Below are 23,687 nucleotides of genomic sequence, written 5' to 3'. Positions count from 1 at the left end.
TAGCTTCCAATCACTTAATTTTAGTGATAAAACATTCGTAATTGAAATTAACTTTATATACATTAATAAGATAGATATAAACCTAACAGAAGATAAAGGAGCTGAAACAAAAATGGATGTCACAATAAGGCACACTGAACCTAGCGATTTTGAGGGAGTACAATCACTATATACCCAACCTTCCTGCTACTCAGGTACGTTGCAACTCCCCTACCCATCACTATCAAACTGGCAGGCTAGACTCGCTAATATGGGTAAAGATCACTATAACTTAGTTGCCCTTATTGATAACCAGATTGTGGGTCAAATTGGCATGATAATAATGGACAATCCGCGTAGGAAACACGTGGCCAATATTGGTATGTCTGTTAGCCATCAACTGCAGAATCAGGGAATAGGCACACAGTTATTAGAAGCGATACTTGATCTTGCTGACAACTGGCTCGCACTGAAACGCATTGAACTTGAGGTGTATACAGACAATCCCGCAGCCATTGCACTCTATAAAAAAGCAGGCTTCGTGATAGAGGGAACAGCTAAAGCTTATGCTTTCAGAGATGGTGAGTATGTCGATAGCCATCTTATGGCAAGGTTAGCCCAATAATCTTAAAAGGATAAGATGATTAATATTAGAGCCGCCACAATAGCCGATACTTGCAATATTTGGGCATTAAGAACCAAGGCAATCAGTCAAGCTTGCTTAAGCCACTACCCAAAAGAGGTGGTGAAGCAGTGGGCGGCCTCCCCTATGCCAAGTAACTTTGCAGAGATATTGATCAGTTTACACGCCATTGTCGCCGAAGATATCGGTGAGAATAAACAGAGCACTTTGCTTGGCTTTGGCTTTATTGACAAGGAACAAGGCAGACTTGAGTCTCTGTTTGTCGACCCTAAAACATCTAGAAAAGGTGTTGGAAAGTTAATCGCAACAGCGTTAATCTCAAGTGCACAACAGGCTAACTTAACTCAGCTTCAGCTCTCATCCACTCTTAACGCTGTGGCTTTCTATCAATCTTTAGGGTTTGATATTCTTGAAAAAACTCACTGGCAACATCCGTCAGGTTTTGGACTGGCATCGGTATCCATGTCTAAACAGCTCGTTTAACAAGGATAAGAGAGATGAATTTAAACAATCCCCCCGTTGCGTTTACTATCACTCGACTCAATACCAGTCAGGGCATCATCAAAGCAACAGGCGAATGGAATTCAGACTCTTTAACCATGACAGAAAATAAACTGCTGATATTTACTCTGGATATTATGGGCACAGATGGTTGGGTAGCTTTGGACCTAACGCAGTCAAAAACCAAGATGTTACTTGATGAATTAAACGATGAAGTGTTACTTCACTTACAAAAAAGGTGAGAATAGTCAATAGACTAAACTCACCTCACTTTTTAAATTCACATCAAAACTTATGTTATTTAAAACTAGAAATAATAACCAAAGTTGATGTTAACGCGCTTATTTACTTCACCATTGCCCACCATTGAACCACCAATAAATGGCTGGTTTTCAGCAACAACAAAATCAACATAGGTGTAGAGCCCACCAGCTGTGATTGCCATACCAGTGACATTCATAAAGGTATCTTCAAGATCGGCTGACTTGTCTGTCACAAGTGAGTAATCATTGTAGAAAGTTAAGTTTGATATCGGCCCTATGCTCACGGGTAGACTGTAAGCTAGATTACCAATATAAGTGGTTGCTTCAGCAGGGATAGAGTCATAAAAATGATACGCACCTACCACCATCTGCTCAACATCCATACCATCAACATCATATTCATAACCGGTTACCTGCAGTTTCAGGTTCCAGCGATTATAGTTTACGACACCATGTATTGCAGCTGCGAATCGGTCTCCATCTTGAGCCCCAGCGATATCCAACTCACCAGCCTGAGCCGAAGCTCCGAGCTCAACGGCTACATCATTAAATGTTAAGTTATGAACATAACGTGCATTGAAGGTATTAGACTCAGCGGCTTCCAAAGTTGGCACATCATAGATCCCCTCTCCAGGAAGACGGACACCGACGACATCATAGGCGTAACGGTCGCTGCGATCAGATACGTAACCATCTAAACCACCTAATTCATCATTTTTATAAAAGGCTAAATCAAGTCGATTGGCATCGGTTTTATAGGTGTAGTTCAGACCTAGGTCATAGTCATCCTCAAGCCCTAAGTAAAAATTAGAACTGAAGAAGTAGCTATTCGATGCATAGGTCAAAATACCAAATGGGACTTGAGTCACCCCTATTTTACCCTGCTGAGTGTCATCAAAATTATAACCAACCCAAGCATGATGTATCACATTCATATACTGAAACCAGCGATACTGGGCAGAAAAAAGAATGTCTCCGATGTTACCATCGACATCGATACGGAATAGATCGAAATCTAAATCACCACCACGATCTTTGTTACTATCTGAATAATCTTCGTAGCTGTATTGGAAACGTGCGGCTCCACCAAACTTAATAGAGTTATCCTTTTTCTCCTCAACCTCACTCTTAGGAGCTACTTTCTCTGACTCCAGTTGATCGATTCGAGCTTTAAGCGCCGCGATCTCTTCATCAACCGTGGCGCCATTTGCGCTAGCATTTAACATCATTGCGATGCAAGAGGCTAATAGTGTCTTGCGGATCATCATTTATCCTTATTGCTTATCATTGTTTTTAATCTGTTTTAGACTCAGTGACTACTTCATCTTTTTCATCTTTGTAAAAATCTGACAGTACCTCAGCCAGATCTTCTCTTGAAAGGAGGCCTTGTAGGTCTCCATCATCATCCACGACTGGCATTGGAAAATCTGACTTCATCGTGGCAGGAATAATACTTTCCAGCGGTGCATCCGGTGAGAGCACACTCATCTCTTCTACTTTAAACTCATCCATTGGTGCGGCGGCATTATCTTCAGCAGCACTCTCAAGCGCTTTCTCACAGACCACTCCCTGAAAGCCCTCTTCGGTCATGTAGTAGGCGTAGTTGGCTGAATTCTGTCTCATCTCTTTTAGTGCTTCACCTATGGTCTCTGCCGTCAAACGGTAGGCCGGCGGCTTCATCACTGTATCTACTGTTAATGCCCGTGCTCGGTTCACATCTTTAACAAAAGCTTCAACATAGTCATCGGCAGGATTAAGCAGAATGTCGACGGGCTCCCCAAGTTGAATAAGATCGCCATCTTTTAAAATCGCGATACGATCACCAATTCTTAGGGCTTCATCTAAGTCGTGAGTAATGAAGATAATGGTTTTACTTAGCTCTTTTTGCAGCTCAACCAATTGGTCTTGCATCTCACTGCGGATCAAGGGATCGAGCGCGGAAAAAGCCTCATCCATCAACAAGATTTCAGCATCTGTACATAAGGCTCTTGCAAGACCGACACGTTGCTGCTGACCGCCAGAAAGCTGCGATGGGTACTGCTTCTCATAACCAGCAAGTCCCACAGTCTCTAACCACTTGTTTGCTTTATCAACTCTGGTGGCTTTATCAACTCCTTGAACACTTAGCCCATAAGCCACGTTGTCCTGAACGTTTCTATGGGGCATCAAACCAAAGCGTTGAAAAACCATCGCCATCTTTTTACGGCGAAATGTTTCCAGCTCCTTGGTATTTAATTTCATCACATCCGTTCCCTCGACCAATATCTGCCCCTCTGTGGGATCGATAAGGCGATTGAAATGGCGGATTAATGTAGACTTTCCTGAGCCAGACAAGCCCATAATGACGAAAATTTCACCTTTATAAACATCAAGGTTTATCGCTTTTAAACCAACTGTGTGACCCGTTTGAGCCAAGATGTCATCTTTAGATAACCCCTCTCGAACCATGGGCATCACACTCGCTGGCTTTTTTCCAAAAACCTTGTAGAGATCTTTAATCTCAATAAGCGGCTCTATCTTCACTTTGTTAGACATTATGACCATCCTGCAAATGCTTCTGAGAACGCTTAGCGTATGCTTGAGAGGCTCTGTCGAAAATGATAGCTAACGCCACAATGGCTAAACCATTGAAAAGCCCTAAGGTAAAATACTGATTAGTAATAGATTTAAGTACAGGTTGACCTAGTCCCTTTACACCAATCATCGACGCAATCACTACCATCCCCAACGCCATCATAATGGTTTGGTTAATCCCAGCCATAATCGTTGGAGCAGCAAGGGGCAGTTGTACGCCTAACAAGCGCTGCATCTTATTGGCTCCATAGGCCGTCGCAGCTTCAAGTACCTCTTTATCGACAAGTCTGATCCCTAAGTTTGTCAGGCGAATAACCGGTGGAATTGCATAGATAACCACGGCAATTACGCCAGGAACTTTGCCGATCCCAAGCAGCATCACCACAGGGATAAGGTAGACAAACGCGGGCATGGTCTGCATGACATCTAAAATGGGGGTGACAGCAGATTGTGTTCGGTCGCTGCGTGCCATAAAGATCCCTATAGGGACGCCCAATATAATGGCTAAAAGCGTACAAACAGTGATAATACTTAACGTACGCATCGTATCCTCCCACATACCGAAATAACCGATAAGCAAAAACGACACAACCACACCTAAAGATAGTTTCCAGGAACGACTGGCGAGATAAACCATCGCAGTAATAACAATGAGTACCGCCCACCATGGGGATTGTACTAATAGCTTTTCAAACCAGATCAAAAAATCAAGTAAAGGGCTGAAAAAGGACTCTATTTCATCACCATATTCACGGGAAAAATCACGAAAAGCGCCATCTAATGACTTTCGTATCTCCAGCAGATCAGCACGATCCATTTTAGGAAATTTGCTCAGCCAAGAATCGGCCATAAGTACCTCTATTGTTTTTATGTCTATACGAAGGGAGGCTGCGAGATCAGTGATCTCGCATGAACGACTTATCGGTTCTTAATGGCTTGTTTCACTTTGGCAGCAACGTCAGCAGCGACCCACTGGGTCCATATATCTTCATAATTTGTTAGAAAATATTCAGCAGCAATATCGCCATCAGCCTGATTATCTTCCATCCAAGCCAGTAGACCATTCATCTGCTCATTGGTGAAAGCGCGTTTGCTGAGGTAGTCAAACCCCTGAGAGGATTTTTTAGTGAAATCAGATGTAGTGATGGTTTGAACGAGCGCCTTTGGATACATGGTCACTTTAGGATCCGCACATTCAGCTTGCGAGGTACACGCTTTAAAATGCTCAACATCAACACCAGTTCCAAAGTCGACTTTGACCATTTTGTACTTACCTAATACCGCTGTTGGCGCCCAGTAATAACCAAACCAAGGTTTCTCCCGCTCATACGCTCGAGCAATGGAACCCGCCAAACCAGCACCTGAACCAGGATCGATGAGATCAAAGCCTGCATCACTCAAATTAAGTGCACGATAAAGATTTTCTGCTGACAATTGACACCCCCAGCCAGCAGGACAACCATAAAAGGCACCTCGTTCTGGATCTTCAGGGTGTTTAAAAGATTTGACGTTGGCAATAACGCCAGCAATAGTTTGTAAACTAGGATCTTTATCAACCATATACTGAGGAACCCAGAACCCCTCTTCACCACCATCAGAGAGAGATTGTCCCGCAATCACTAAGCGCTTTTCACTTACTGCTTTTTCAATGAGCTCTTTTACACTATTACTCCACATCTCAGGGGCAATATCCGGCTCACCTTTCTCTATCATTGAGGTACTGGTTGGCATAGTGTCGCCGGGAAGCAACTCAGCCTCACAGCCATAACCATGTTCAAGAATGAAGCGATCAACATTAGCAATCAGTGACGCTGAGCTCCAATTCATATCGGCGATGGTAACCTTGCCGCACTCACCTTCAGCCGATACCTGTTGTGTAAAAATGCTACCTAGTAAGCCAGCGGCTAAAATGATATTTCTCATAGAGTTCCCAGTTTAAAGCGGTGAATATGTAACCAACACACTACACAAGTAACCATTAGTGTACAAGTTAGTTTACCAGAGATTAACACTGACATATCATTTTATTCAAAGTATCTATCTAGCATCATTCACAACTCCACAATCATATGCTTTAAGAGGGATTAACCTGAATATCATTCACCTAGATGAAGAATTATGAATTATAGAACAAATTTTATTCACTTAATGAAAATGAAGTTGAGTCTTAAAGAAGCGACAAAAGTGATTAGAGCTCGAATCACTTTGCCGCCATTATTGAGGTGGATTTTTAAGGAGAGATTTAAAGTAGAAGTAGCAAGAAGCTATTTGTCGGACTAAAACTCTTCAAACGAGTTCGCCATCTTTATAATCTGTGATAATGGCACACCATGGCTGTTCCGCTTGGCACACATAACTTGGTGAGCACTATCTTTTGGATCGCCAACTAACACATAACGCACTTGAAAACCTAGTGCTTTAGCCGCGGCCTCATAGGCCATCGACTCCCACCTTGCTAAGTTAGTATTGTCACAAATAACAATAGGCTCCCCAGCAGAAAGTGCTTGGATAAATCCCGTTAAGTTACGCTGGTGAAACTCAGATAAACGTTTTACATCAAACTGATACACGTCATCACGGTAAAACAGACTATCAGTTGAAAAGTAGCCAAATGTAAAAAAACGTTCTCTAACCTCAGCAGCCTGACGAGCAATAAACTCATTCACCCAATGGGATTTTCCACTGCCGGGAAGACCGCGCATTATGATGGCTAAACCTTGTGTGCTATTGGTAACAACAGGTTTAGCCTCATAGGTGTTAACTGGCATCAGTTAGCACTTTTCAGCACTAATGAATCAGTGACATCACAACTCGAGTTACTGATAACTTGCCCTTTGAGTATCTTATCAACCAGCTCAGGTAAAACTTGGCTCGCCTTCCCCTGTAGGTGATACTGAAACTGACTATGCCTGTCCGCTTCAACTAAATTAACCTCTATGGTCTGCGCACCATGATGATTTGCTGTATCGACAAAGCCAGCCGCTGGGTAAACCGTTCCAGATGTTCCGATAGCGATAAACAGATCACAGCTGTCGAGTGCATGTTGAATTCTATCTAGACCTATCGGCATCTCGCCAAACCAAACCACATGGGGGCGAAGTCGTTGAGCGGGAATACAGCAGGTACAGGTATGAGCAGGGCCAAAGGGATCTTTTAGAATAAACGTTTGTCTTGAACGGGGACAACGCCCCTTTGACAGCTCCCCATGCATATGAAGCAAACGACGAGAGCCAGCTCTTTCATGAAGATCATCTATATTCTGTGTTACGACTAAGAGTTCTCCATCAAACTCCTTCTCAAGTTTTGCCAAAGCAAGGTGCCCCTCGTTTGGTTCTACATCTCCATTATGTAACTGGCTCCAGCGAGTATTATAAAACGCCTCAACTAACTCAGGATCTCTGGCATAGCCCTCTGGCGTGGCTACATCTTCTATCTTATGCTCCTCCCAAAGGCCATCTTGATCTCTGAACGTTCTTAGGCCAGATTCTGCGGAAATACCTGCGCCAGTTAAAATCACAATCTGCCGATACATCTTCAGTCCTTCTTTTTATCTTTATTATTTAATTGGTTCCACTATACCCTGCCAAAAATTAAGGGCAATTGCTATTGTGCATTAGTATAACGGCCGAATAACAATACAAAAAGTGTGCTTAAATCGAACCAAATATCATCATTAGTGCCTGAATATTGCGTTTTATTTGCTTATCGTCCTATAAAGCAAGATCAAAGGTTTATGTTTTCTGTTACTGCACATATAATGAATTTCAATATCCACATATGAACCGATAATAGCTTAGGTTCTGCAATCAAGAGATAAGTAATGACAGATGGAAATCAAGCGCTAAAGAAAGCGGGTTTGAAAGTTACCTTACCACGAGTCAAGATCCTAGAACTGATGCAAGGACCAGAAAACCAGCACATCAGTGCCGAAGATCTCTATAAGAGATTGCTCGACTTAGGTGAAGAGATTGGCTTAGCTACTGTCTATCGAGTTTTAAACCAGTTCGATGATGCAGGTATTGTGACACGCCATCATTTCGAAAGCGGGAAGGCAGTATTTGAGTTAGCAACGCAGCACCACCATGACCATCTGGTTTGTCTGTCTTGCGGTAAAGTCATCGAATTTTCTGATGATGTTATTGAAACTCGTCAAGATGAGATCGCGATGAAGCACAACATTAAACTGACCAACCATAGTTTATATCTCTATGGCGTTTGTACCAATGATGAGTGCAACCACGGCGAAGCATAAAACTCAGGCTCCTGCGTAAACAGGTTTATTGAGAATCGCTCAATTAATTTAAAACCAGCATAATGCTGGTTTTTTTATGTCATAAATTTGTTCAATCCTCGGTCTTCTATCCATATTCGTATTAGGTTATGGTAATCAATACCAATCAGTATAAGAAGTTGATCTACTCAGAGTGTCTTTTGGCAAACTAATTCAAGGCGAATGGATGATGGAATGGTTGTTCCCTTGTGAGTTCATTCAACGCAGAAGTAGGCAGCCAAAAACACTCCTTACAGGCGAGTTTTAGCGGTGCTGATGCTGTGTTAACGAGCTTAACCGTAGAATAACTATGCTCTTCACTCGTTGTCTTGCCTCAGAACCGCTAAACTCTCGCTGAGCGATCAAATCTTTATACTGATTGGTATAACACTACGGATATATAGCATTTAATCTTCATCACTTTTAGCTTCCCACAGCGAACGTTCGCCCAAATTAAGGATACTTCATGACTATAATGCAAATGGTTTATTGGCTAGTTGCCACATTAGGTAACCTATCAGCACTCTACATATTAAAGCTTGAGATGAATGTTATCTCTAGTCTGCTATTACTGTTTACCTTAGGTTATACTGCTGTTGGCTTTTACGATATTAAATTCAGCCCACACACCTTAAATCGTCTCTACCCTGTCGTCGCTTACCTGCGTTACTTTCTGGAATCCTATCGCGTTGAGATCCAGCAATACTTTATTGCAAATGACACCGAAGAGAAGCCTTTTAACCGCGAACAGCGTTCTCTTGTTTACCAAAGAGCAAAAAATGCTCGTGACACTATCGCATTTGGCACCCAGCGAGATTTAATGGAGGAGAATTACTTAAGTCTGTGGCACTCCCTCTCTCCTAAAGAGATTAAAGATGATGTAAAACGTGTACGTTTTGGTGGACCTGACTGCACTCAGCCATATGATGCCTCCTACCTAAATATCTCAGCCATGAGCTTTGGCTCGCTCAGTGCTAATGCCATTGAAGCGATGAACTTAGGCGCTAAGTTAGCTGGCTGTTACCATAATACGGGTGAAGGTGGAGCGAGTCCTTACCACCTTAAGCATGGTGGCGATGTAGTGTGGCAGGTTGGCTCAGGCCTCTTTGGTTGCAGGGATGATGAGGGGAACTTTAACCCCGATACATTTAAAGCGATGGCAACTCGGCCTCAAATAAAAATGATTGAGATTAAGCTGAGCCAAGGTGCAAAGCCTGGCCACGGTGGCGTACTTCCTAAAGCTAAAATCACCGAAGAGATTGCAGCGATCAGACACGTTCCCAGAGACAGAGATTGTGTTTCTCCTGCCGTTAACCCTGAATGCACCACTCCAATAGCACTACTGAACTTTGTAAAAAGGTTAAGGGAACTCAGTGGCGGAAAGCCCGTGGGCTTTAAGCTTTGTATTGGCAACCCAGCTGAGTTTCTAGGCATATGTAAAGCGATGCTAGCAACAGGAATAACCCCAGATTTCATCACTGTTGATGGTGCTGAAGGTGGAACAGGTGCAGCCCCCGTGGAGTTTACCAATCGCTTAGGTATGGCATGCTTAGAGGGAGTTTATTTCGTCCATAATGCACTCATAGGTGTTGGATTAAGGGATAAAATTCGTATTATTGCCTCGGGGAAAACCGCATCAAGTTTTGATCTACTGTCTAAAATAGCCTTAGGCGCAGATACGGTTAATGCGGCGCGAACTATGATGATGGCACTTGGGTGTATTCAATCACGCCACTGCAACACTAATCATTGCCCAACAGGTATTGCAACTCAAGACCCTGCCCGTTCAAAAGCCTTAAATGTTCACGATAAGAGCTTAAGGGTTAAGAACTTCCACCATAATACCTTAAAGAGTTTTTTTGAACTTGTTGGCAGCATGGGGTTAAGCGATCCCACCTCTTTGACCCCTCAGATGATAAAACGCCGCTCACCTTACGGACTGCTCATGTCTACGGGAAGCTTAATTGAGCCATTGGAAAATGAAGCATTAATTGAAAATAGATGTGATGATGCATGGTCGAACTGGTGGGAAAGCTGCAGTGCAGAACAGTTTTATGTAGAAGATCATTATATTCTAAAGCCTGCAGAGTTTAAAGTCGCAACACATTAATGACCCTGAAATCTTCATAAGTGTTCCTGACACAAAAAAGGCGCCATAGGCGCCTTTTTTAACTGGAAAATATGATTACCAACCAGTTTTAGTACGTAGTGCTTTACCGATATCAGCAAGAGAGCGGACAGTCGTTACACCAGCAGCTTCTAATGCAGCAAACTTATCTTCAGCAGTACCTTTACCGCCTGCGATAATTGCACCAGCATGGCCCATACGCTTACCTTCAGGTGCAGTAACACCAGCAATGTATGAAACAACAGGCTTAGTCACATTAGCCTTGATGTAATCGGCCGCTTCCTCTTCAGCAGTACCACCAATCTCACCAATCATCACGATTGCTTCAGTCAGTGGATCGTTTTGGAACATCTCCAAAACGTCGATGAAGTTAGTTCCAGGAATTGGGTCACCACCAATACCAACACATGTTGATTGGCCGAAACCTTCATCAGTCGTTTGCTTAACCGCTTCATAGGTAAGTGTACCTGAGCGAGAAACGATACCAACTTTACCTGGCTTATGGATGTGACCAGGCATAATGCCAATCTTACACTCACCCGGAGTGATAACACCTGGGCAGTTAGGACCAATCATACGAACGCCAGTCTCTTCAAGTTTCACTTTAACCTGAAGCATATCCAGTGTAGGAATACCTTCTGTGATACAAACGATAAGCTCAATGCCACCGTCAATCGCTTCAAAGATAGCATCTTTACAAAAAGGAGCTGGTACATAGATAACAGAAGCTGTTGCGCCTGTTTCTGCAACCGCGTCTTTAACAGTGTTAAAAACAGGAAGGTTTAGGTGAACCTGACCGCCTTTTCCTGGTGATACACCACCAACCATCTGAGTACCGTAATCGATAGCTTGCTCAGAGTGGAAAGTACCTTGACCGCCAGTGAAACCTTGACAGATAACTTTAGTATCTTTATTGATTAAGACAGACATTATTTGCCCTCCGCAGCTTTAACAACTTGCTCAGCCGCGTCAGTAAGACTTGTAGCAGCGATAATATCAAGATCAGAGTTAGCAAGAACTTCACGACCAAGATCAGCGTTAGTACCTTCAAGACGTACAACAACAGGAACGGTTACACCGACCTCTTTTACTGCACCGATAATACCTTCAGCAATCATGTCACAACGTACGATTCCACCGAAGATGTTAACCAATACGGCTTTAACGTTGTCATCTGATAAGATGATCTTAAATGCTTCAGCAACACGCTCTTTAGTCGCTCCGCCGCCAACATCAAGGAAGTTAGCAGGCTTGCCACCGTGTAGGTTAACGATATCCATCGTACCCATTGCAAGTCCAGCACCGTTGACCATGCAACCAACGTTTCCGTCTAGTGCAACATAGTTAAGTTCGAACTTAGCAGCGTGGGCTTCACGAGCATCATCTTGTGATGGATCGTGCATTTCACGGATCTTTGGCTGGCGATAAAGTGCATTACCATCGATACCAATCTTACCATCGAGACAGTGAATGTTGCCTTCATCTGTGATAACAAGCGGGTTGATTTCAAGTAGCGCGAAATCATGATCTTCAAACATTTTCGCTAAGCCCATAAAGACTTTAGTGAACTGCTTCAACTGTGTAGGATTTAGACCTAACTTGAAGCCAAGATCGCGTGCCTGATAAGGCTGAGGACCTGCTAGTGGATCAATGATAGCCTTGTGAATAAGCTCTGGCGTCTCTTCGGCCACAGTCTCAATCTCAACACCACCTTCAGTAGATGCCATAAATACAACGCGACGTGAAGCACGGTCAACAACTGCACCTAGGTACAATTCATTAGCGATGTCAGTACAGCTTTCTACTAAAATCTTAGCAACAGGCTGACCTTTCTCATCTGTTTGGTAAGTCACTAAGTTCTTACCTAACCAATGTTCAGCAAATGCTCTGATTTCGTTTTTATCGCCAGTAACTTTTACGCCACCTGCTTTACCACGGCCGCCAGCGTGTACTTGACACTTAACAACCCACATATCACCGCCAATATGACCTGCTGCTTCTACTGCTTCTTGAGCTGTATCACATGCAAAGCCTTCTGACACTGGTAAACCATATTCGGCAAATAGAGATTTCGCCTGATACTCATGCAAATTCATGATGATCTATCCGTATACTTCTTATCAAATCCAACTGACCTCTATGGGGCCAGTAACGAGGGTATTTACCAACCACTCCAAATGAAGCAGCTGGTAAGATGTCGCTGCTAATTATAGATCAAGCAGCAGACGAGTTGGGTCTTCGAGGAAGTCCTTAATGGCAACCAAGTAACCAACTGACTCACGACCATCGATAATACGGTGATCGTAAGATAATGCTAGGTACATCATAGGTAGGATTTCAACCTGCCCATTCACTGCCATTGGGCGATCCTTGATGGCATGCATACCAAGGATTGCACTTTGTGGCAGATTAAGAATTGGGGTGGACATGAGTGAACCAAATACACCGCCATTAGTCACAGTGAAGTTACCGCCAGTCATATCATCAACAGTCAACTTACCGTCACGACCTTTAATTGCAAGTTCACGAACATTACGCTCGATATCTGCAAGGCTCATGGTGTCTGTATCACGAAGAACAGGTGTCACAAGACCACGTGGCGTTGACACCGCAATGCTGATATCAAAGTAGTTGTGATAAACAATATCATCACCATCTATAGAAGCGTTCACTTCAGGGAAACGCTTCAACGCTTCCGTTACCGCTTTAATGTAGAAAGACATAAAACCTAAACGGATCCCATGACGCTTCTCAAAAACCTCTTGATACTGCTTACGGATATCCATGATTGGCTTCATGTTAACTTCATTAAATGTCGTCAACATAGCTGTAGAGTTTTTAGCTTCAAGTAGACGGTTTGCAATTGTCTTACGAAGACGTGACATAGGTACACGCTTCTCGCTACGCTCAGCTAATGGTGCAACATCTACCTGTGCACTAGCCGTCGGTGCAGGAGCTGCTGACTTGCTCTTCACAAACGCTTCAACATCTTCTTTTGTAATTCGACCGCCAGCACCAGTGCCTTTAACTTGACTTGCTTCAAGACCATGTTCACCCAGTAAACGGCGAACAGATGGGCTTAGAGCATCATTGGTGTCATCAGCAGCTTCAGGTGTGGTGGCCTCAGCTTCCGCTTTCGTCACTTCTTGACCAGCAACAGCGCCAGCAGTGAACTTAGCGATGACAGCTTCACCAAGAACAGTGTCGCCTTCGTTTGCTAGAAATTCAGCAATCGATCCATCTTCAGGGGCAACCACTTCAAGTACAACCTTGTCAGTTTCAATATCAACAAGGTTTTGATCACGTGTTACTTGTTCACCAGGCTGAACATGCCAAGTAGCAATAGTTGCATCAGCAACAGATTCTGGTAGTACGGGTACCTTAATTTCGATACTCATGAGGAGCTATCCTTTTTATTTGTCTATTACTACAGTTTTAATGCGCTATTAATCAAAGATTCTTGCTCTTTGGCATGCAGTGATGGATAACCACAAGCGGGTGCAGCTGATGCTTCACGACCGGCATAGGTTAACTTTGCACCCGCTGGAATCGATGTCCAGAAATGGTGTTGACTACAGTACCAAGCACCTTGGTTTTGAGGCTCTTCCTGACACCAAACAAAATCTTTAACATGCTGATATTCAGCTAAAAGAGAGTCCATGTCTTCATGCGGGAATGGGTAAAGCTGCTCCAAACGAACCAGAGCAACGTTAGTGACATTCTCTTTACGTCGCTTTTCAAGCAACTCGAAATACACCTTACCGCTACAGAACACAACTCTGTCAACCTTACTGTTGTCTAAGCTTTCAACTTCAGGGATCACATTTTGGAATGTCCCTTCTGCAAGCTCCTCCATTGACGATACCGCTAATGGATGACGCAAGAGTGATTTAGGAGACATCACAACCAATGGACGTCGCATAGGTCTAACAACCTGACGACGTAGCATGTGGTAAACCTGAGCTGGAGTTGATGGCACACATACCTGCATATTGTGGTTAGCACAAAGCTGTAGGAAGCGCTCTAATCTGGCACTTGAATGCTCTGGTCCCTGTCCTTCATAGCCGTGAGGCAGTAGCATTGTCAGACCACATAAGCGACCCCACTTCTGCTCACCAGAGGAGAGGAACTGATCGATAACCACTTGGGCACAGTTGGCAAAATCACCAAATTGTGCTTCCCATAGAGTCAATCCACCTGGCTCTGCTGTTGCATAGCCATATTCAAATGCTAACACCGACGCTTCAGATAATACTGAATCAGTAATATCAATAGGGCCTTGTTCATCGGCAATGTTACGCAGTGGCATATACGCCGTTGCATCGTTTTGATTATGCAAAACAGCATGACGATGGAAGAAGGTACCACGACCAGAATCTTGACCGGTAATGCGGATACGCTGCTTATCTTCGACAATAGATGCATAGGCTAAGGTTTCAGCAAAACCCCAGTCGAGCAATTTTTCACCACTTGCCATTAAGACACGATCTTTGTAGATCTTAGCCACACGAGATTGCAGTTTATGGTTTTCAGGTACGTAGCTGATCTTCTCAGCTAAGTTCTTGATACGCTCCATAGACATCTGCCCTTCATAGGCATCATCCCACTCTTTATTGATATAGGGAGACCAATCAACAGAGTGCAGTGTCATAGGACGCCACTCTTCAACAACACAATCACCGTGATCAAGCGCGTCACGATAATCATTGATCATCGAAGTAACTTCATCGGCTGCAAGGGTGCTTTCAGCAATCAAACGATCAGCGTAGATTTTACGTGGCGTTGGATGCTTCTTAATTTTTGCATACATCAATGGCTGAGTTGCACTAGGCTCATCGGCTTCGTTATGGCCATGACGGCGATAACACACAAGCTCGATCACCACATCACGTTTAAACTCATTTCGGTAATCAACGGCAAGTTGAGAAACAAAAGCAACTGCTTCAGGATCATCAGCATTCACGTGGAATATCGGTGCCTGAACCATCTTAGCAATATCAGTACAATACTCAGTAGAGCGCACATCTTCTGTGTTTGAAGTGGTGAAACCAACCTGGTTATTGATAACAATTCGAATGCTACCGCCCACTTTAAAACCACGAGTCTGAGACATGTTAAATGTCTCTTGTACGATACCTTGACCAGTAATCGCCGAATCACCATGAATGGTAATAGGCAGAACTTGTAAGCCACTATCACAACCACGGCGGTCTTGACGAGCACGAACTGAGCCCATAACCACAGGGTTAACAATCTCAAGATGAGATGGGTTAAACGCGAGGGCTAAGTGGACGTTACCGCCAGGTGTTTTAAAATCAGATGAGAAACCTTGGTGATACTTAACATCACCAGAGCCATTGATCGCATCGCTGTGTTTACCAGCGAACTCGTCAAACAACTCAGAGGGCTTTTTACCTAGGATATTCACAAGCAAGTTTAAGCGACCACGGTGAGCCATGCCCACCACAACCTCTTTAGTGCCAGCTTCACCTGCGCGATATAAAATCTCTCGCATCATAGGCACTAACGCATCACCACCTTCCAGTGAGAAACGCTTAGCGCCAGGGAACTTAGCCCCTAGGTACTTCTCCATACCTTCAGCGGCATTTAAGCCTGCCAAGATACGAGTTTTAGCGGGTTTATCGTAATTAGCTCTACCTAAAGAAGGCTCTAACCTTTGCTGTATCCAGCGTTTCTCATCGGTATCAGTAATATGCATGTATTCAGAGCCAATTGAACCACAATAGGTGGCCTTCAAGGCTTTAATCAGATCACCAAGCTTCATAGTGTCACCACCATGAGCAAATGAACCGGTATTGAATTCACGCTGCATATCTTCGCTAGTTAAACCGTGGAAGGCTGGGTCCAGCTCAGAAACTTGATCACGCTTCCAAAGCTCCAATGGGTCCAGATTCGCATTCTGGTGACCACGGAAACGGTGGGCGTTAATCATCTGCAGGACTTTAACTTGCTTAGCATCGACTTCAGGATCTGTCACACGGGCTGAGCCCTTCTGACGACCTTCTAACGCTAAACTACGAAAATAATCACGTACTTTAGAGTGGGCTGCTTCCGGAACATCTTTTGATGCACCGTTCGCGTAAGGGAGGTTATCAAACACCGCTTGCCAGTCTGCTGCAACAGACTGAGGGTCTTCTTGATAGGCTTCATACATCTCTTCTACATAGGTCGAATTAGCACCACTTAGATGTGATGATTCGAGCCAGGCTTTCATGATGCCTTGGTGCATTTCTATTCCTTTCAAACTTTATACACGAATTTAGCCAAGTCTTAAGTATGCATTCTTTGTGATAAAAACAAGGAATGCATAATCGTTGCTATCCCGAGAAAATCAGTTTTTCATCATTTCACGGCAAATTGTAGTTCCATTACACAAAAGAGCCACTTTTCAAATGAAAAGTGACTCAATTCGAGCTATATAATTATTGATTTCAGCTCTTGGTCTTGCATTTATACTGCTCTCTTAAGCAACATGGACTTAATATGTCCAATCGCTTTAGTTGGATTCAATCCTTTAGGACAAACATCCACACAGTTCATGATGCTATGGCAACGGAATACGCTATAGGCATCATCAAGTTCAGACAGACGCTCTTCCGTGGCTGTATCACGGCTATCAATTAAGAAACGATAGGCATGAAGTAAGCCACTTGGTCCGATAAACTTATCTGGGTTCCACCAGAATGATGGACAAGCAGTAGAACAACAAGCACACATGATGCATTCATATAAACCATCAAGATGCGCACGCTCTTCAGGTGATTGCAGATGTTCACGCGCAGGCGTTTTCTCATCATTAATCAGATACGGCTTTATCTTCTCATACTGCTTGTAGAATTGAGATAAGTCCACAATAAGATCGCGGACAACAGGCATGCCAGGCAGTGGTCTGATCTCTATCTTCTTACCTTTGAATGTCGACACAGGCGTGATACATGCCAGGCCGTTTTTACCATTCATATTTAGACCGTCACTACCACAAACACCTTCACGGCATGAGCGACGAAATGCTAACGTTGGATCTTGTTCTTTCAAAAGCATCAGTGCATCGAGAACCATCATATCGGTCCCTTCAGCCACTTCCAACGTGTAATCCTTCATATACGGCTTCGCGTCTACATCGGGATTATAGCGATAAATTGCGATATTCAAATTCATCTCAATCTCCTTAGTAAGTACGCTTAATCGGTGGGAAGGCATCACGAAGCTTAGGCTCCATGTTCACATCACGCTTAGTCATCTCTTCGCTAACCGGGTCGAAGACACTGTGACATAACCAGTTATCATCATCACGGTCTAAGAAATCTTCACGTGAATGAGCACCACGACTTTCGGTACGATAGTTTGCAGCATAAGCAGTTGCTATCGCCGTTGCCATCAAGTTATCCAGCTCAAGACACTCAATGCGTTGAGTATTGAACTCTGTCGAGTTATCTGAAAGCTTAGCATTAGCTAAACGTTCACGAATAGCTTTAAGCTCTTTAAGCCCTTCAGCCATCGCATCGCCACTACGGAATACAGAGAAGTTAAGCTGCATACAAAGCTGTAAATCTTTACGGATTTGCGCTGGGTCTTCACCGTCTTTATTGCTTTCCCAACGATTTAAACGTTCAAGAGATTGAGCAATATCAGCTTCAGTTGCATCCTTAGGTGTCGCAGTTTCATCAAGTGCTTTACCTAGATGCTGACCAGCTGCACGACCAAATACCACTAAATCAAGTAGCGAGTTACCACCGAGACGGTTAGCACCGTGTACAGATACACAAGCAATTTCACCGACCGCAAACAAACCAACGACATCTTGCTCTGTTCCATCACCATTTTGACGGATAACCTGTCCACTAACTTTAGCAGGAAGACCACCCATCATGTAATGACACGTTGGTAGTACAGGGATTGGACCATCTGCAGGATCGATATGAGCGAAGGTACGAGACAGCTCACAAACACCAGGAAGACGCGCTTCGAGTGTTTCTTTACCTAAGTGATCAAGCTTAAGTAAACAGTGAGGGCCTAATGGTCCATCTAAACCACGACCTTCACGGATCTCAGTCATCATAGAGCGTGCAACCACATCTCGTGACGCTAAATCTTTCGCATTCGGAGCATAGCGCTCCATAAAGCGTTCGCCATCTTTATTTAACAGGTATCCACCTTCACCACGACAGCCTTCTGTTACCAGAACGCCCGCACCAGCGATACCTGTTGGATGGAACTGCCACATCTCCATATCTTGCATCTGAACGCCAGCGCGCATCGCCATGCCAACACCGTCACCAGTATTAATATGCGCATTAGTGGTCGAAGCGAAAATACGTCCCGCACCACCAGTAGCAAGAATGGTCGCTTTAGCTTTGAAGTAAACAATTTCGCCGCTTTCGATATCGATTGCAGTACAACCAACAATGGCACCGTCTTCATTTTTCACTAAATCAAGAGCGTACCATTCAGAGAAAACTTCGGTCTTATGCTTCACATTTTGCTGGTAAAGACAATGAAGCAGTGCATGACCCGTACGGTCGGCTGCAGCTGCAGTACGTGCCGCCTGCTCGCCACCAAAATTCTTCGATTGACCACCAAATGGACGCTGGTAAATCTTACCGTTTTCGAAACGAGAGAAAGGAAGACCCATCTGCTCTAATTCAATAACAGCTTCAGGACCCGTTTTACACATGAACTCAATCGCTTCTTGATCACCGATAAAGTCGGAACCTTTCACGGTGTCGTACATGTGTTGTTCCCAGTGATCTTCATGGGCATTACCAAGTGCTACGGTAATACCACCCTGTGCTGACACAGTATGGGAACGGGTTGGGAAAACTTTCGATAAAAGCGCACAGCTTTTACCCTCTTTAGAGATCTGTAGTGCTGCTCGCATACCCGCGCCACCGGCGCCAATAACGACTGCATCAAACTCGCGAACTGGAATACTCACTTAAACACCCCACACTATCAAAATGCCCGCAGCCAAATAACTAAAGGCCGCAACGACAAACACAAACTGAAGTACACCACGCAGCATCAATGGCTTAACGTAATCTGTTAGTACCTGCCAGATACCGATCCATGCATGGATCAGAACTGCAACAAGTGCAAGTAGTGTAAAGACCTTCATCGGCAATGCGCTAAATAAGCCATGCCATGCGTCGTAAGTTAGTGGGGAGCTACATGCAATAAATCCAACCAAAAAGATGGTATAGATAGCCAGAACGACTGCACTTGAGCGTATAAGAATAAAGTCATGGACACCGCTTCGGCCAAGACTCGCTGCATTAGTTACCATACCCAAATCCCCACAATGATTGAAAACGCGGCTGACAATGCAAACGCGACTTTTGCTGAAGCTATGCCAGAGGCCAACTCTTCCCAACGCCCGGTATCCATTACCAGATGGCGCAAGCCAACGATAAGGTGATAACCAAGTGCAGTAAGAATTCCCCATATGACGAACTTAACTAGCAAATTATCAAAAAGAGATTGTATGCCCGCGAAACTCTCAGGGGATGCTAAAGATTCATTTAACAACCAAATAAGAATACCGACAGCAAACAGCATGATGACACCGGATACACGGTGAAGAATGGACGCAATCGCTGTTGCAGGGAAGCGAATGGTCTGCAGATCTAAATGGACAGGTCTTTTCTTTTTCACGTTCTGCTCACTCTGCTCAATTGAGCTATATTTTTGTTATACGAACCGCTTTTGATCAAAAATTGAGGCGTGATTTAGATCACAAATCAAGCTTTCACAAAAGAAAAGTTTAAACAAACATTTAACCATTTTAGTAGACACTAATTAAGCACGCAAAAAAGTGTTAACTAAGTGGCAATGTTAGTCGCTCATAAGAGCCGAGGCAAGTATACGCGGGGCAAATGTCAAATACAAACATCACATTATGCAAATTTAGTTTTTTTGGTAAAAAAATCTGCCAAGTTCCTGTTCTGTTATAGGGTTTGGCCAAAATAAGACCATGGTCTAACGAATTTAAACGGTTATTTAAATTGAAATGTGATCTGGATTCACTGTAAAGTATTGGCGATTGATAAGCCGCACTCACATAAGAATGAAGTAAGGAGAAGGGTATGGCTGACAAAATAGCCAAATTGGAACTGCCAGGGAATGAATCGATCGAACTGCCGGTAAAAGAAGGTACCGCAGGGTTCGATGTGATAGACATTAGTAAGCTAGGTAGCAAAGGTCACTTTACTTTCGATCCAGGATTTCTCGCAACAGCTTCCTGTGAATCAGCAATTACCTATATCGATGGTGATCAGGGGATACTGCTTCACCGTGGTTATCCGATAAGCGAATTAGCCGTTGAATCAGATTATTTAGATCTATGTTATCTGCTTCTTTACGGAGAGCTTCCAACTAAGACTCAGTATGAAAAGTTTGTTCATACTGTTAAAAACCACACTATGGTCAACGAGCAACTTGCAGCCTTCTTCCGAGGTTTCAGACGTGACGCTCACCCAATGGCCATGCTATGTGGTGTTACAGGTGCACTTTCTGCATTTTACCAAGACTCTTTAGATGTAAACGATGAGCGTCACCGCGAAATCGCAGCCTTCCGTCTAGTCTCAAAAATGCCGACTATCGCAGCTATGTGCTACAAGTACTCAATTGGTCAGCCTTTTGTTTACCCACGCAATGAGTTGAGTTACGCAGGTAACTTCTTGAGCATGATGTTTGGCGTACCATGTGAAGAGTACCAAGTTAATCCAATTGTAGAGCGTGCGATGGATCGTATCTTCATATTACATGCAGATCATGAACAAAACGCATCAACTTCTACAGTCCGTCTTGCCGGTTCTTCAGGTGCTAACCCATTTGCATGTATTGCAGCGGGTATCGCATCACTATGGGGACCTGCACATGGTGGTGCTAATGAAGCTTGCCTAAACATGCTTGAAGAGATTGGTACAGTTGACCGTATTCCAGAGTTCATTGCTCGTGCAAAGGATAAAGAAGATCCTTTCCGCCTAATGGGCTTCGGCCATCGTGTTTACAAGAACTTTGACCCTCGTGCAAAAGTCATGCGTGAAACTTGTCACGAAGTACTTGGCGAACTCAAAGTCGATGATCCACTACTTGATGTTGCGATGGAACTTGAGCGTATTGCACTTGAAGATGAGTATTTTGTCTCTAAGAAGCTATACCCGAATGTCGATTTCTATTCAGGTATCATCATGAAGGCTATAGGTATTCCAACTAGCATGTTCACCGTTTTGTTCGCATTAGCGCGTACAGTTGGTTGGATTGCACATTGGAAAGAGATGTTGGATCAGCCTGGTCATAAGATTAGCCGTCCACGTCAGCTTTATACTGGTGATGAAGAGCGCACTTTTATCCCTCAAGGTAAACGTGAAGCTTAACTTTTAAGTTAGCTCTGTTATCCAAAAAGGCACTCATTGAGTGCCTTTTTTAATGTCATAAAATAAGCAAATTAAAACAAATTGGTTAAACAATCTTCTCCAGCACATAATTGGTAAGCACCTCTCCTCTCACCTCAACACTTTGCTGTTTCACCAGCGTGAAGCCAAAATGCTCGAAAAAAGGCCTAGCGGTAATACTGACATGCGAGTAGTAACGCGGCACACCTAAGCGCGCTCCTTTCTCCATTAACGCTTTCATTAAGGTTTTACCTACCCCTCTACCTTGGTAGTCCAGATGACAGAAGAAATGATCGATATAGCCGTCGACTTGAAGATCAGCAAAACCGACAACCACGCCATCAACCTCAGCAATGAGAGGGTCCATCTCACTCACCCTCTTTAACCAGCTTTCACGATCAAAACTATCAGGTGCCCAGGCCTTAACTTGCGCTTGCGTATAATCTCTACAATTGACTTTTCTGATAGTATTAAACTTAAGTGTCCACAGCTCATCAATATCGGAGCTTGAACTCTGCGCATTAAACGCCCTTACCTTAATCAAACCACTCTCCTATGAACCTAAATAAGCCTCTGATTTTTTATCATATCTCTCTAGCTACATTTTGTTGCAATTAGACTTAATTCAGTCACCCATTTTATTCAGATTAACCCTATAGTCAAAATCATCATTTTTTAAACATTTTCGCTACAAAGTTTACTAAGCAGTTAATCAAAAGAGAAAAGAATCACTTAAAAGATTGATTAACATAGGATTTAAACTTTGGCACAAGTTGTGCTTAGTTAGTATTAATTGGAATCAAAAAACATAGGTAATCTTACATGGACTCTCTAAATAAACGTGCTAATAACTATTTCAAACTTGCCCTTCCATTAGTTTTAGTCGGCGTATTAAGTGCCTGTGGCGCAGAAGAGGAAATTAAAGAGGAGGAGAAGTACGCCGTACCAGTAGAAACAACCACTGTGATTCAAGGAGACGTCTCCTCATTTTACAGTACAACAGCTACCTTAGAAGCTCCACAAGAAGCCAATGTCGTTACTCGGATCTCAGGTTTAATAGAGAGCATCAATGTTGAAGAGGGAGACAGAGTCACTAAAGGTCAACTACTTGCTGTTATCGATGCCAAAAGACAAAAATATGAACTAGCCCGCTCACAAGCAGAAGTTGAGATTATTGAGCAGGAGCTAAACCGCCTCAAAAAGATGAACAACAAAGAGTTTTTCAGTGCTGACTCAATGGCAAAGCTTGAATACAACTTGCAAGCTGCTATCGCAAAACGAGACTTGGCCGCGCTTCAAGTTGAAGAGAGCATGGTTCGTTCACCCATTGATGGCGTAATAGCAACCCGATTTGTCAAAGCTGGCAACATGGCGAAAGAGTTCGAAGAGTTGTTTTATGTTGTTGATCAAGATGAACTTTATGGCATTGTTCATCTTCCAGAGCAGCAACTTGAAAGTTTAAAACTAGGCCAAGACGCACAAATATTTGCCAATAAGAACACACAAGACACTGTACATGCAAAAGTGCTGCGTATCAGCCCAGTCGTTGATGCACAAAGCGGCACCTTTAAAGTGACACTTTCCGTTCCTAACAGTGACTCAAAATTAAAAGCAGGCATGTTTACCCGAGTTGAGCTGAGGTACGACACCCATAATAACGTGATCACCGTTCCCTATAACGCAGTCGTTAATCAAGATAACGAGTTTGCTTTATATGTTATCGATGGCACAAATGCCAACCGCCGCTCAGTTTCACTAGGCTACCGTGAAGCCGATACGGTTGAAGTGGTTTCAGGAATAGAGCCTGGTGAGCAGATAGTGATCCGCGGTCATCAAAACCTTAAAGACCAGTCTCTGGTTGAGGTCATCAGCTCTCTAGACCTAGCATCAACAAGCAAATAAAGGAACTGGGTCT

22 protein-coding genes are annotated in these 23,687 nt (G+C 43.6%); 7 read left to right on the top strand and 15 right to left on the bottom strand.

Going from position 1 to position 23,687, the window contains the following annotated elements:
• The first annotated feature begins 112 nt into the window (after positions 1-112).
• The 3 genes from SWOO_RS09490 to SWOO_RS09480 are packed head-to-tail and all read left to right on the top strand — an operon-like array spanning position 113 to position 1,365.
• Entirely contained in the window at positions 113-604 is a 492-nt protein-coding gene (locus SWOO_RS09490) for a GNAT family N-acetyltransferase (RefSeq protein ID WP_012324481.1), read from the top strand.
• Positions 605-619: 15 nt separating this feature from the next.
• On the top strand, positions 620-1,105 hold the full coding sequence (locus SWOO_RS09485; protein WP_012324480.1) for a GNAT family N-acetyltransferase: 486 nt from the start codon (positions 620-622) through the stop codon (positions 1,103-1,105).
• Positions 1,106-1,119: 14 nt separating this feature from the next.
• The gene (locus tag SWOO_RS09480; RefSeq protein WP_012324479.1) at positions 1,120-1,365 is read left to right on the top strand and encodes a hypothetical protein; all 246 of its coding nucleotides are present in this window, start codon (positions 1,120-1,122) and stop codon (positions 1,363-1,365) included.
• A gap of 65 nt (positions 1,366-1,430) precedes the next feature.
• On the opposite strand, the gene SWOO_RS09475 is transcribed toward SWOO_RS09480, so the two are convergent.
• From SWOO_RS09475 to cobB, 6 genes are all read right to left on the bottom strand, one after another.
• The gene (locus tag SWOO_RS09475; RefSeq protein ID WP_012324478.1) at positions 1,431-2,651 is read right to left on the bottom strand and encodes a carbohydrate porin; all 1,221 of its coding nucleotides are present in this window, start codon (positions 2,649-2,651) and stop codon (positions 1,431-1,433) included.
• A 28-nt stretch (positions 2,652-2,679) separates the two neighbouring features.
• Complete coding sequence (locus SWOO_RS09470; RefSeq protein WP_012324477.1) at positions 2,680-3,921, bottom strand: quaternary amine ABC transporter ATP-binding protein; 1,242 nt, start codon at positions 3,919-3,921, stop codon at positions 2,680-2,682.
• Positions 3,914-4,810 carry an ABC transporter permease gene (locus SWOO_RS09465; protein WP_012324476.1) on the bottom strand — a complete coding sequence of 299 codons (897 nt, stop codon included), beginning with the start codon at positions 4,808-4,810 and terminating at the stop codon, positions 3,914-3,916. Before SWOO_RS09465 ends, SWOO_RS09470 begins: the two co-directional genes overlap by 8 nt.
• Before the next feature lie 68 nt (positions 4,811-4,878).
• On the bottom strand, positions 4,879-5,883 hold the full coding sequence (locus SWOO_RS09460) for an ABC transporter substrate-binding protein (protein ID WP_012324475.1): 1,005 nt from the start codon (positions 5,881-5,883) through the stop codon (positions 4,879-4,881).
• Positions 5,884-6,236: 353 nt separating this feature from the next.
• Complete coding sequence (locus tag SWOO_RS09455) at positions 6,237-6,728, bottom strand: ATP-binding protein (RefSeq protein WP_012324474.1); 492 nt, start codon at positions 6,726-6,728, stop codon at positions 6,237-6,239.
• Complete coding sequence (gene cobB / locus SWOO_RS09450) at positions 6,728-7,492, bottom strand: Sir2 family NAD+-dependent deacetylase (RefSeq protein WP_012324473.1); 765 nt, start codon at positions 7,490-7,492, stop codon at positions 6,728-6,730. Before cobB ends, SWOO_RS09455 begins: the two co-directional genes overlap by 1 nt.
• A 288-nt stretch (positions 7,493-7,780) precedes the next feature.
• On the opposite strand from cobB, the gene fur reads away from it, so the two are divergent.
• Both fur and SWOO_RS09440 read left to right on the top strand, forming a co-directional pair.
• Positions 7,781-8,212 (top strand): ferric iron uptake transcriptional regulator, encoded by a 432-nt coding sequence (fur, locus tag SWOO_RS09445; protein WP_012324472.1) that lies wholly within the window; start codon positions 7,781-7,783, stop codon positions 8,210-8,212.
• A gap of 484 nt (positions 8,213-8,696) precedes the next feature.
• Positions 8,697-10,340, top strand: coding sequence for an FMN-binding glutamate synthase family protein (locus SWOO_RS09440; RefSeq protein WP_012324471.1), 1,644 nt, complete (start codon positions 8,697-8,699; stop codon positions 10,338-10,340).
• Between the two features lie 75 nt (positions 10,341-10,415).
• Here SWOO_RS09440 and sucD read toward each other — a convergent pair whose 3' ends face one another.
• The 8 genes from sucD to sdhC form a co-directional block, all read right to left on the bottom strand.
• Complete coding sequence (gene sucD / locus SWOO_RS09435; RefSeq protein ID WP_012324470.1) at positions 10,416-11,288, bottom strand: succinate--CoA ligase subunit alpha; 873 nt, start codon at positions 11,286-11,288, stop codon at positions 10,416-10,418.
• Positions 11,288-12,454, bottom strand: a complete 1,167-nt coding sequence (sucC, locus tag SWOO_RS09430) for an ADP-forming succinate--CoA ligase subunit beta (protein ID WP_012324469.1) — start codon at positions 12,452-12,454, stop codon at positions 11,288-11,290. The genes sucD and sucC overlap by 1 nt, the downstream gene beginning before the upstream one ends.
• Before the next feature lie 111 nt (positions 12,455-12,565).
• Positions 12,566-13,756 carry a 2-oxoglutarate dehydrogenase complex dihydrolipoyllysine-residue succinyltransferase gene (gene odhB / locus SWOO_RS09425; RefSeq protein WP_012324468.1) on the bottom strand — a complete coding sequence of 397 codons (1,191 nt, stop codon included), beginning with the start codon at positions 13,754-13,756 and terminating at the stop codon, positions 12,566-12,568.
• A gap of 29 nt (positions 13,757-13,785) precedes the next feature.
• Positions 13,786-16,608 carry a 2-oxoglutarate dehydrogenase E1 component gene (sucA, locus tag SWOO_RS09420; RefSeq protein WP_012324467.1) on the bottom strand — a complete coding sequence of 941 codons (2,823 nt, stop codon included), beginning with the start codon at positions 16,606-16,608 and terminating at the stop codon, positions 13,786-13,788.
• 221 nt (positions 16,609-16,829) lie between these two features.
• The gene (locus tag SWOO_RS09415) at positions 16,830-17,537 is read right to left on the bottom strand and encodes a succinate dehydrogenase iron-sulfur subunit (protein ID WP_012324466.1); all 708 of its coding nucleotides are present in this window, start codon (positions 17,535-17,537) and stop codon (positions 16,830-16,832) included.
• Between the two features lie 10 nt (positions 17,538-17,547).
• Positions 17,548-19,314, bottom strand: coding sequence for a succinate dehydrogenase flavoprotein subunit (gene sdhA, locus SWOO_RS09410; protein ID WP_012324465.1), 1,767 nt, complete (start codon positions 19,312-19,314; stop codon positions 17,548-17,550).
• Positions 19,315-19,662 carry a succinate dehydrogenase, hydrophobic membrane anchor protein gene (sdhD, locus tag SWOO_RS09405; protein ID WP_012324464.1) on the bottom strand — a complete coding sequence of 116 codons (348 nt, stop codon included), beginning with the start codon at positions 19,660-19,662 and terminating at the stop codon, positions 19,315-19,317.
• On the bottom strand, positions 19,656-20,051 hold the full coding sequence (gene sdhC / locus SWOO_RS09400) for a succinate dehydrogenase, cytochrome b556 subunit (protein WP_157581928.1): 396 nt from the start codon (positions 20,049-20,051) through the stop codon (positions 19,656-19,658). Before sdhC ends, sdhD begins: the two co-directional genes overlap by 7 nt.
• A gap of 410 nt (positions 20,052-20,461) precedes the next feature.
• Between sdhC and SWOO_RS09395 the strand changes: the two genes are divergently transcribed.
• Complete coding sequence (locus SWOO_RS09395) at positions 20,462-21,754, top strand: citrate synthase (protein ID WP_012324462.1); 1,293 nt, start codon at positions 20,462-20,464, stop codon at positions 21,752-21,754.
• Positions 21,755-21,839: 85 nt separating this feature from the next.
• Here SWOO_RS09395 and SWOO_RS09390 read toward each other — a convergent pair whose 3' ends face one another.
• On the bottom strand, positions 21,840-22,316 hold the full coding sequence (locus SWOO_RS09390; protein WP_012324461.1) for a GNAT family N-acetyltransferase: 477 nt from the start codon (positions 22,314-22,316) through the stop codon (positions 21,840-21,842).
• A gap of 278 nt (positions 22,317-22,594) precedes the next feature.
• On the opposite strand from SWOO_RS09390, the gene SWOO_RS09385 reads away from it, so the two are divergent.
• Positions 22,595-23,674, top strand: coding sequence for an efflux RND transporter periplasmic adaptor subunit (locus tag SWOO_RS09385; RefSeq protein ID WP_012324460.1), 1,080 nt, complete (start codon positions 22,595-22,597; stop codon positions 23,672-23,674).
• Positions 23,675-23,687: the final 13 nt, after the last annotated feature.

It is taken from the genome of Shewanella woodyi ATCC 51908 (assembly GCF_000019525.1).
GTDB classification, from domain to species: domain Bacteria; phylum Pseudomonadota; class Gammaproteobacteria; order Enterobacterales; family Shewanellaceae; genus Shewanella; species Shewanella woodyi.
Note: the sequence above shows the minus strand (reverse complement) of the source record. Positions and strands in the feature narration are given on the sequence as shown.

Bases quoted from the DNA above. Each gene is read 5' to 3' on its own strand.
- SWOO_RS09490 (WP_012324481.1), top strand. From the start codon at position 113: ATGGATGTCACAATAAGGCACACTGAACCTAGCGATTTTGAGGGAGTA.
- SWOO_RS09485 (WP_012324480.1), top strand. From the start codon at position 620: ATGATTAATATTAGAGCCGCCACAATAGCCGATACTTGCAATATTTGG.
- SWOO_RS09480 (WP_012324479.1), top strand. From the start codon at position 1,120: ATGAATTTAAACAATCCCCCCGTTGCGTTTACTATCACTCGACTCAAT.
- SWOO_RS09475 (WP_012324478.1), bottom strand. From the start codon at position 2,651: ATGATCCGCAAGACACTATTAGCCTCTTGCATCGCAATGATGTTAAAT.
- SWOO_RS09470 (WP_012324477.1), bottom strand. From the start codon at position 3,921: ATGTCTAACAAAGTGAAGATAGAGCCGCTTATTGAGATTAAAGATCTC.
- SWOO_RS09465 (WP_012324476.1), bottom strand. From the start codon at position 4,810: ATGGCCGATTCTTGGCTGAGCAAATTTCCTAAAATGGATCGTGCTGAT.
- SWOO_RS09460 (WP_012324475.1), bottom strand. From the start codon at position 5,883: ATGAGAAATATCATTTTAGCCGCTGGCTTACTAGGTAGCATTTTTACA.
- SWOO_RS09455 (WP_012324474.1), bottom strand. From the start codon at position 6,728: ATGCCAGTTAACACCTATGAGGCTAAACCTGTTGTTACCAATAGCACA.
- cobB (WP_012324473.1), bottom strand. From the start codon at position 7,492: ATGTATCGGCAGATTGTGATTTTAACTGGCGCAGGTATTTCCGCAGAA.
- fur (WP_012324472.1), top strand. From the start codon at position 7,781: ATGACAGATGGAAATCAAGCGCTAAAGAAAGCGGGTTTGAAAGTTACC.
- SWOO_RS09440 (WP_012324471.1), top strand. From the start codon at position 8,697: ATGACTATAATGCAAATGGTTTATTGGCTAGTTGCCACATTAGGTAAC.
- sucD (WP_012324470.1), bottom strand. From the start codon at position 11,288: ATGTCTGTCTTAATCAATAAAGATACTAAAGTTATCTGTCAAGGTTTC.
- sucC (WP_012324469.1), bottom strand. From the start codon at position 12,454: ATGAATTTGCATGAGTATCAGGCGAAATCTCTATTTGCCGAATATGGT.
- odhB (WP_012324468.1), bottom strand. From the start codon at position 13,756: ATGAGTATCGAAATTAAGGTACCCGTACTACCAGAATCTGTTGCTGAT.
- sucA (WP_012324467.1), bottom strand. From the start codon at position 16,608: ATGCACCAAGGCATCATGAAAGCCTGGCTCGAATCATCACATCTAAGT.
- SWOO_RS09415 (WP_012324466.1), bottom strand. From the start codon at position 17,537: ATGAATTTGAATATCGCAATTTATCGCTATAATCCCGATGTAGACGCG.
- sdhD (WP_012324464.1), bottom strand. From the start codon at position 19,662: ATGGTAACTAATGCAGCGAGTCTTGGCCGAAGCGGTGTCCATGACTTT.
- SWOO_RS09395 (WP_012324462.1), top strand. From the start codon at position 20,462: ATGGCTGACAAAATAGCCAAATTGGAACTGCCAGGGAATGAATCGATC.
- SWOO_RS09385 (WP_012324460.1), top strand. From the start codon at position 22,595: ATGGACTCTCTAAATAAACGTGCTAATAACTATTTCAAACTTGCCCTT.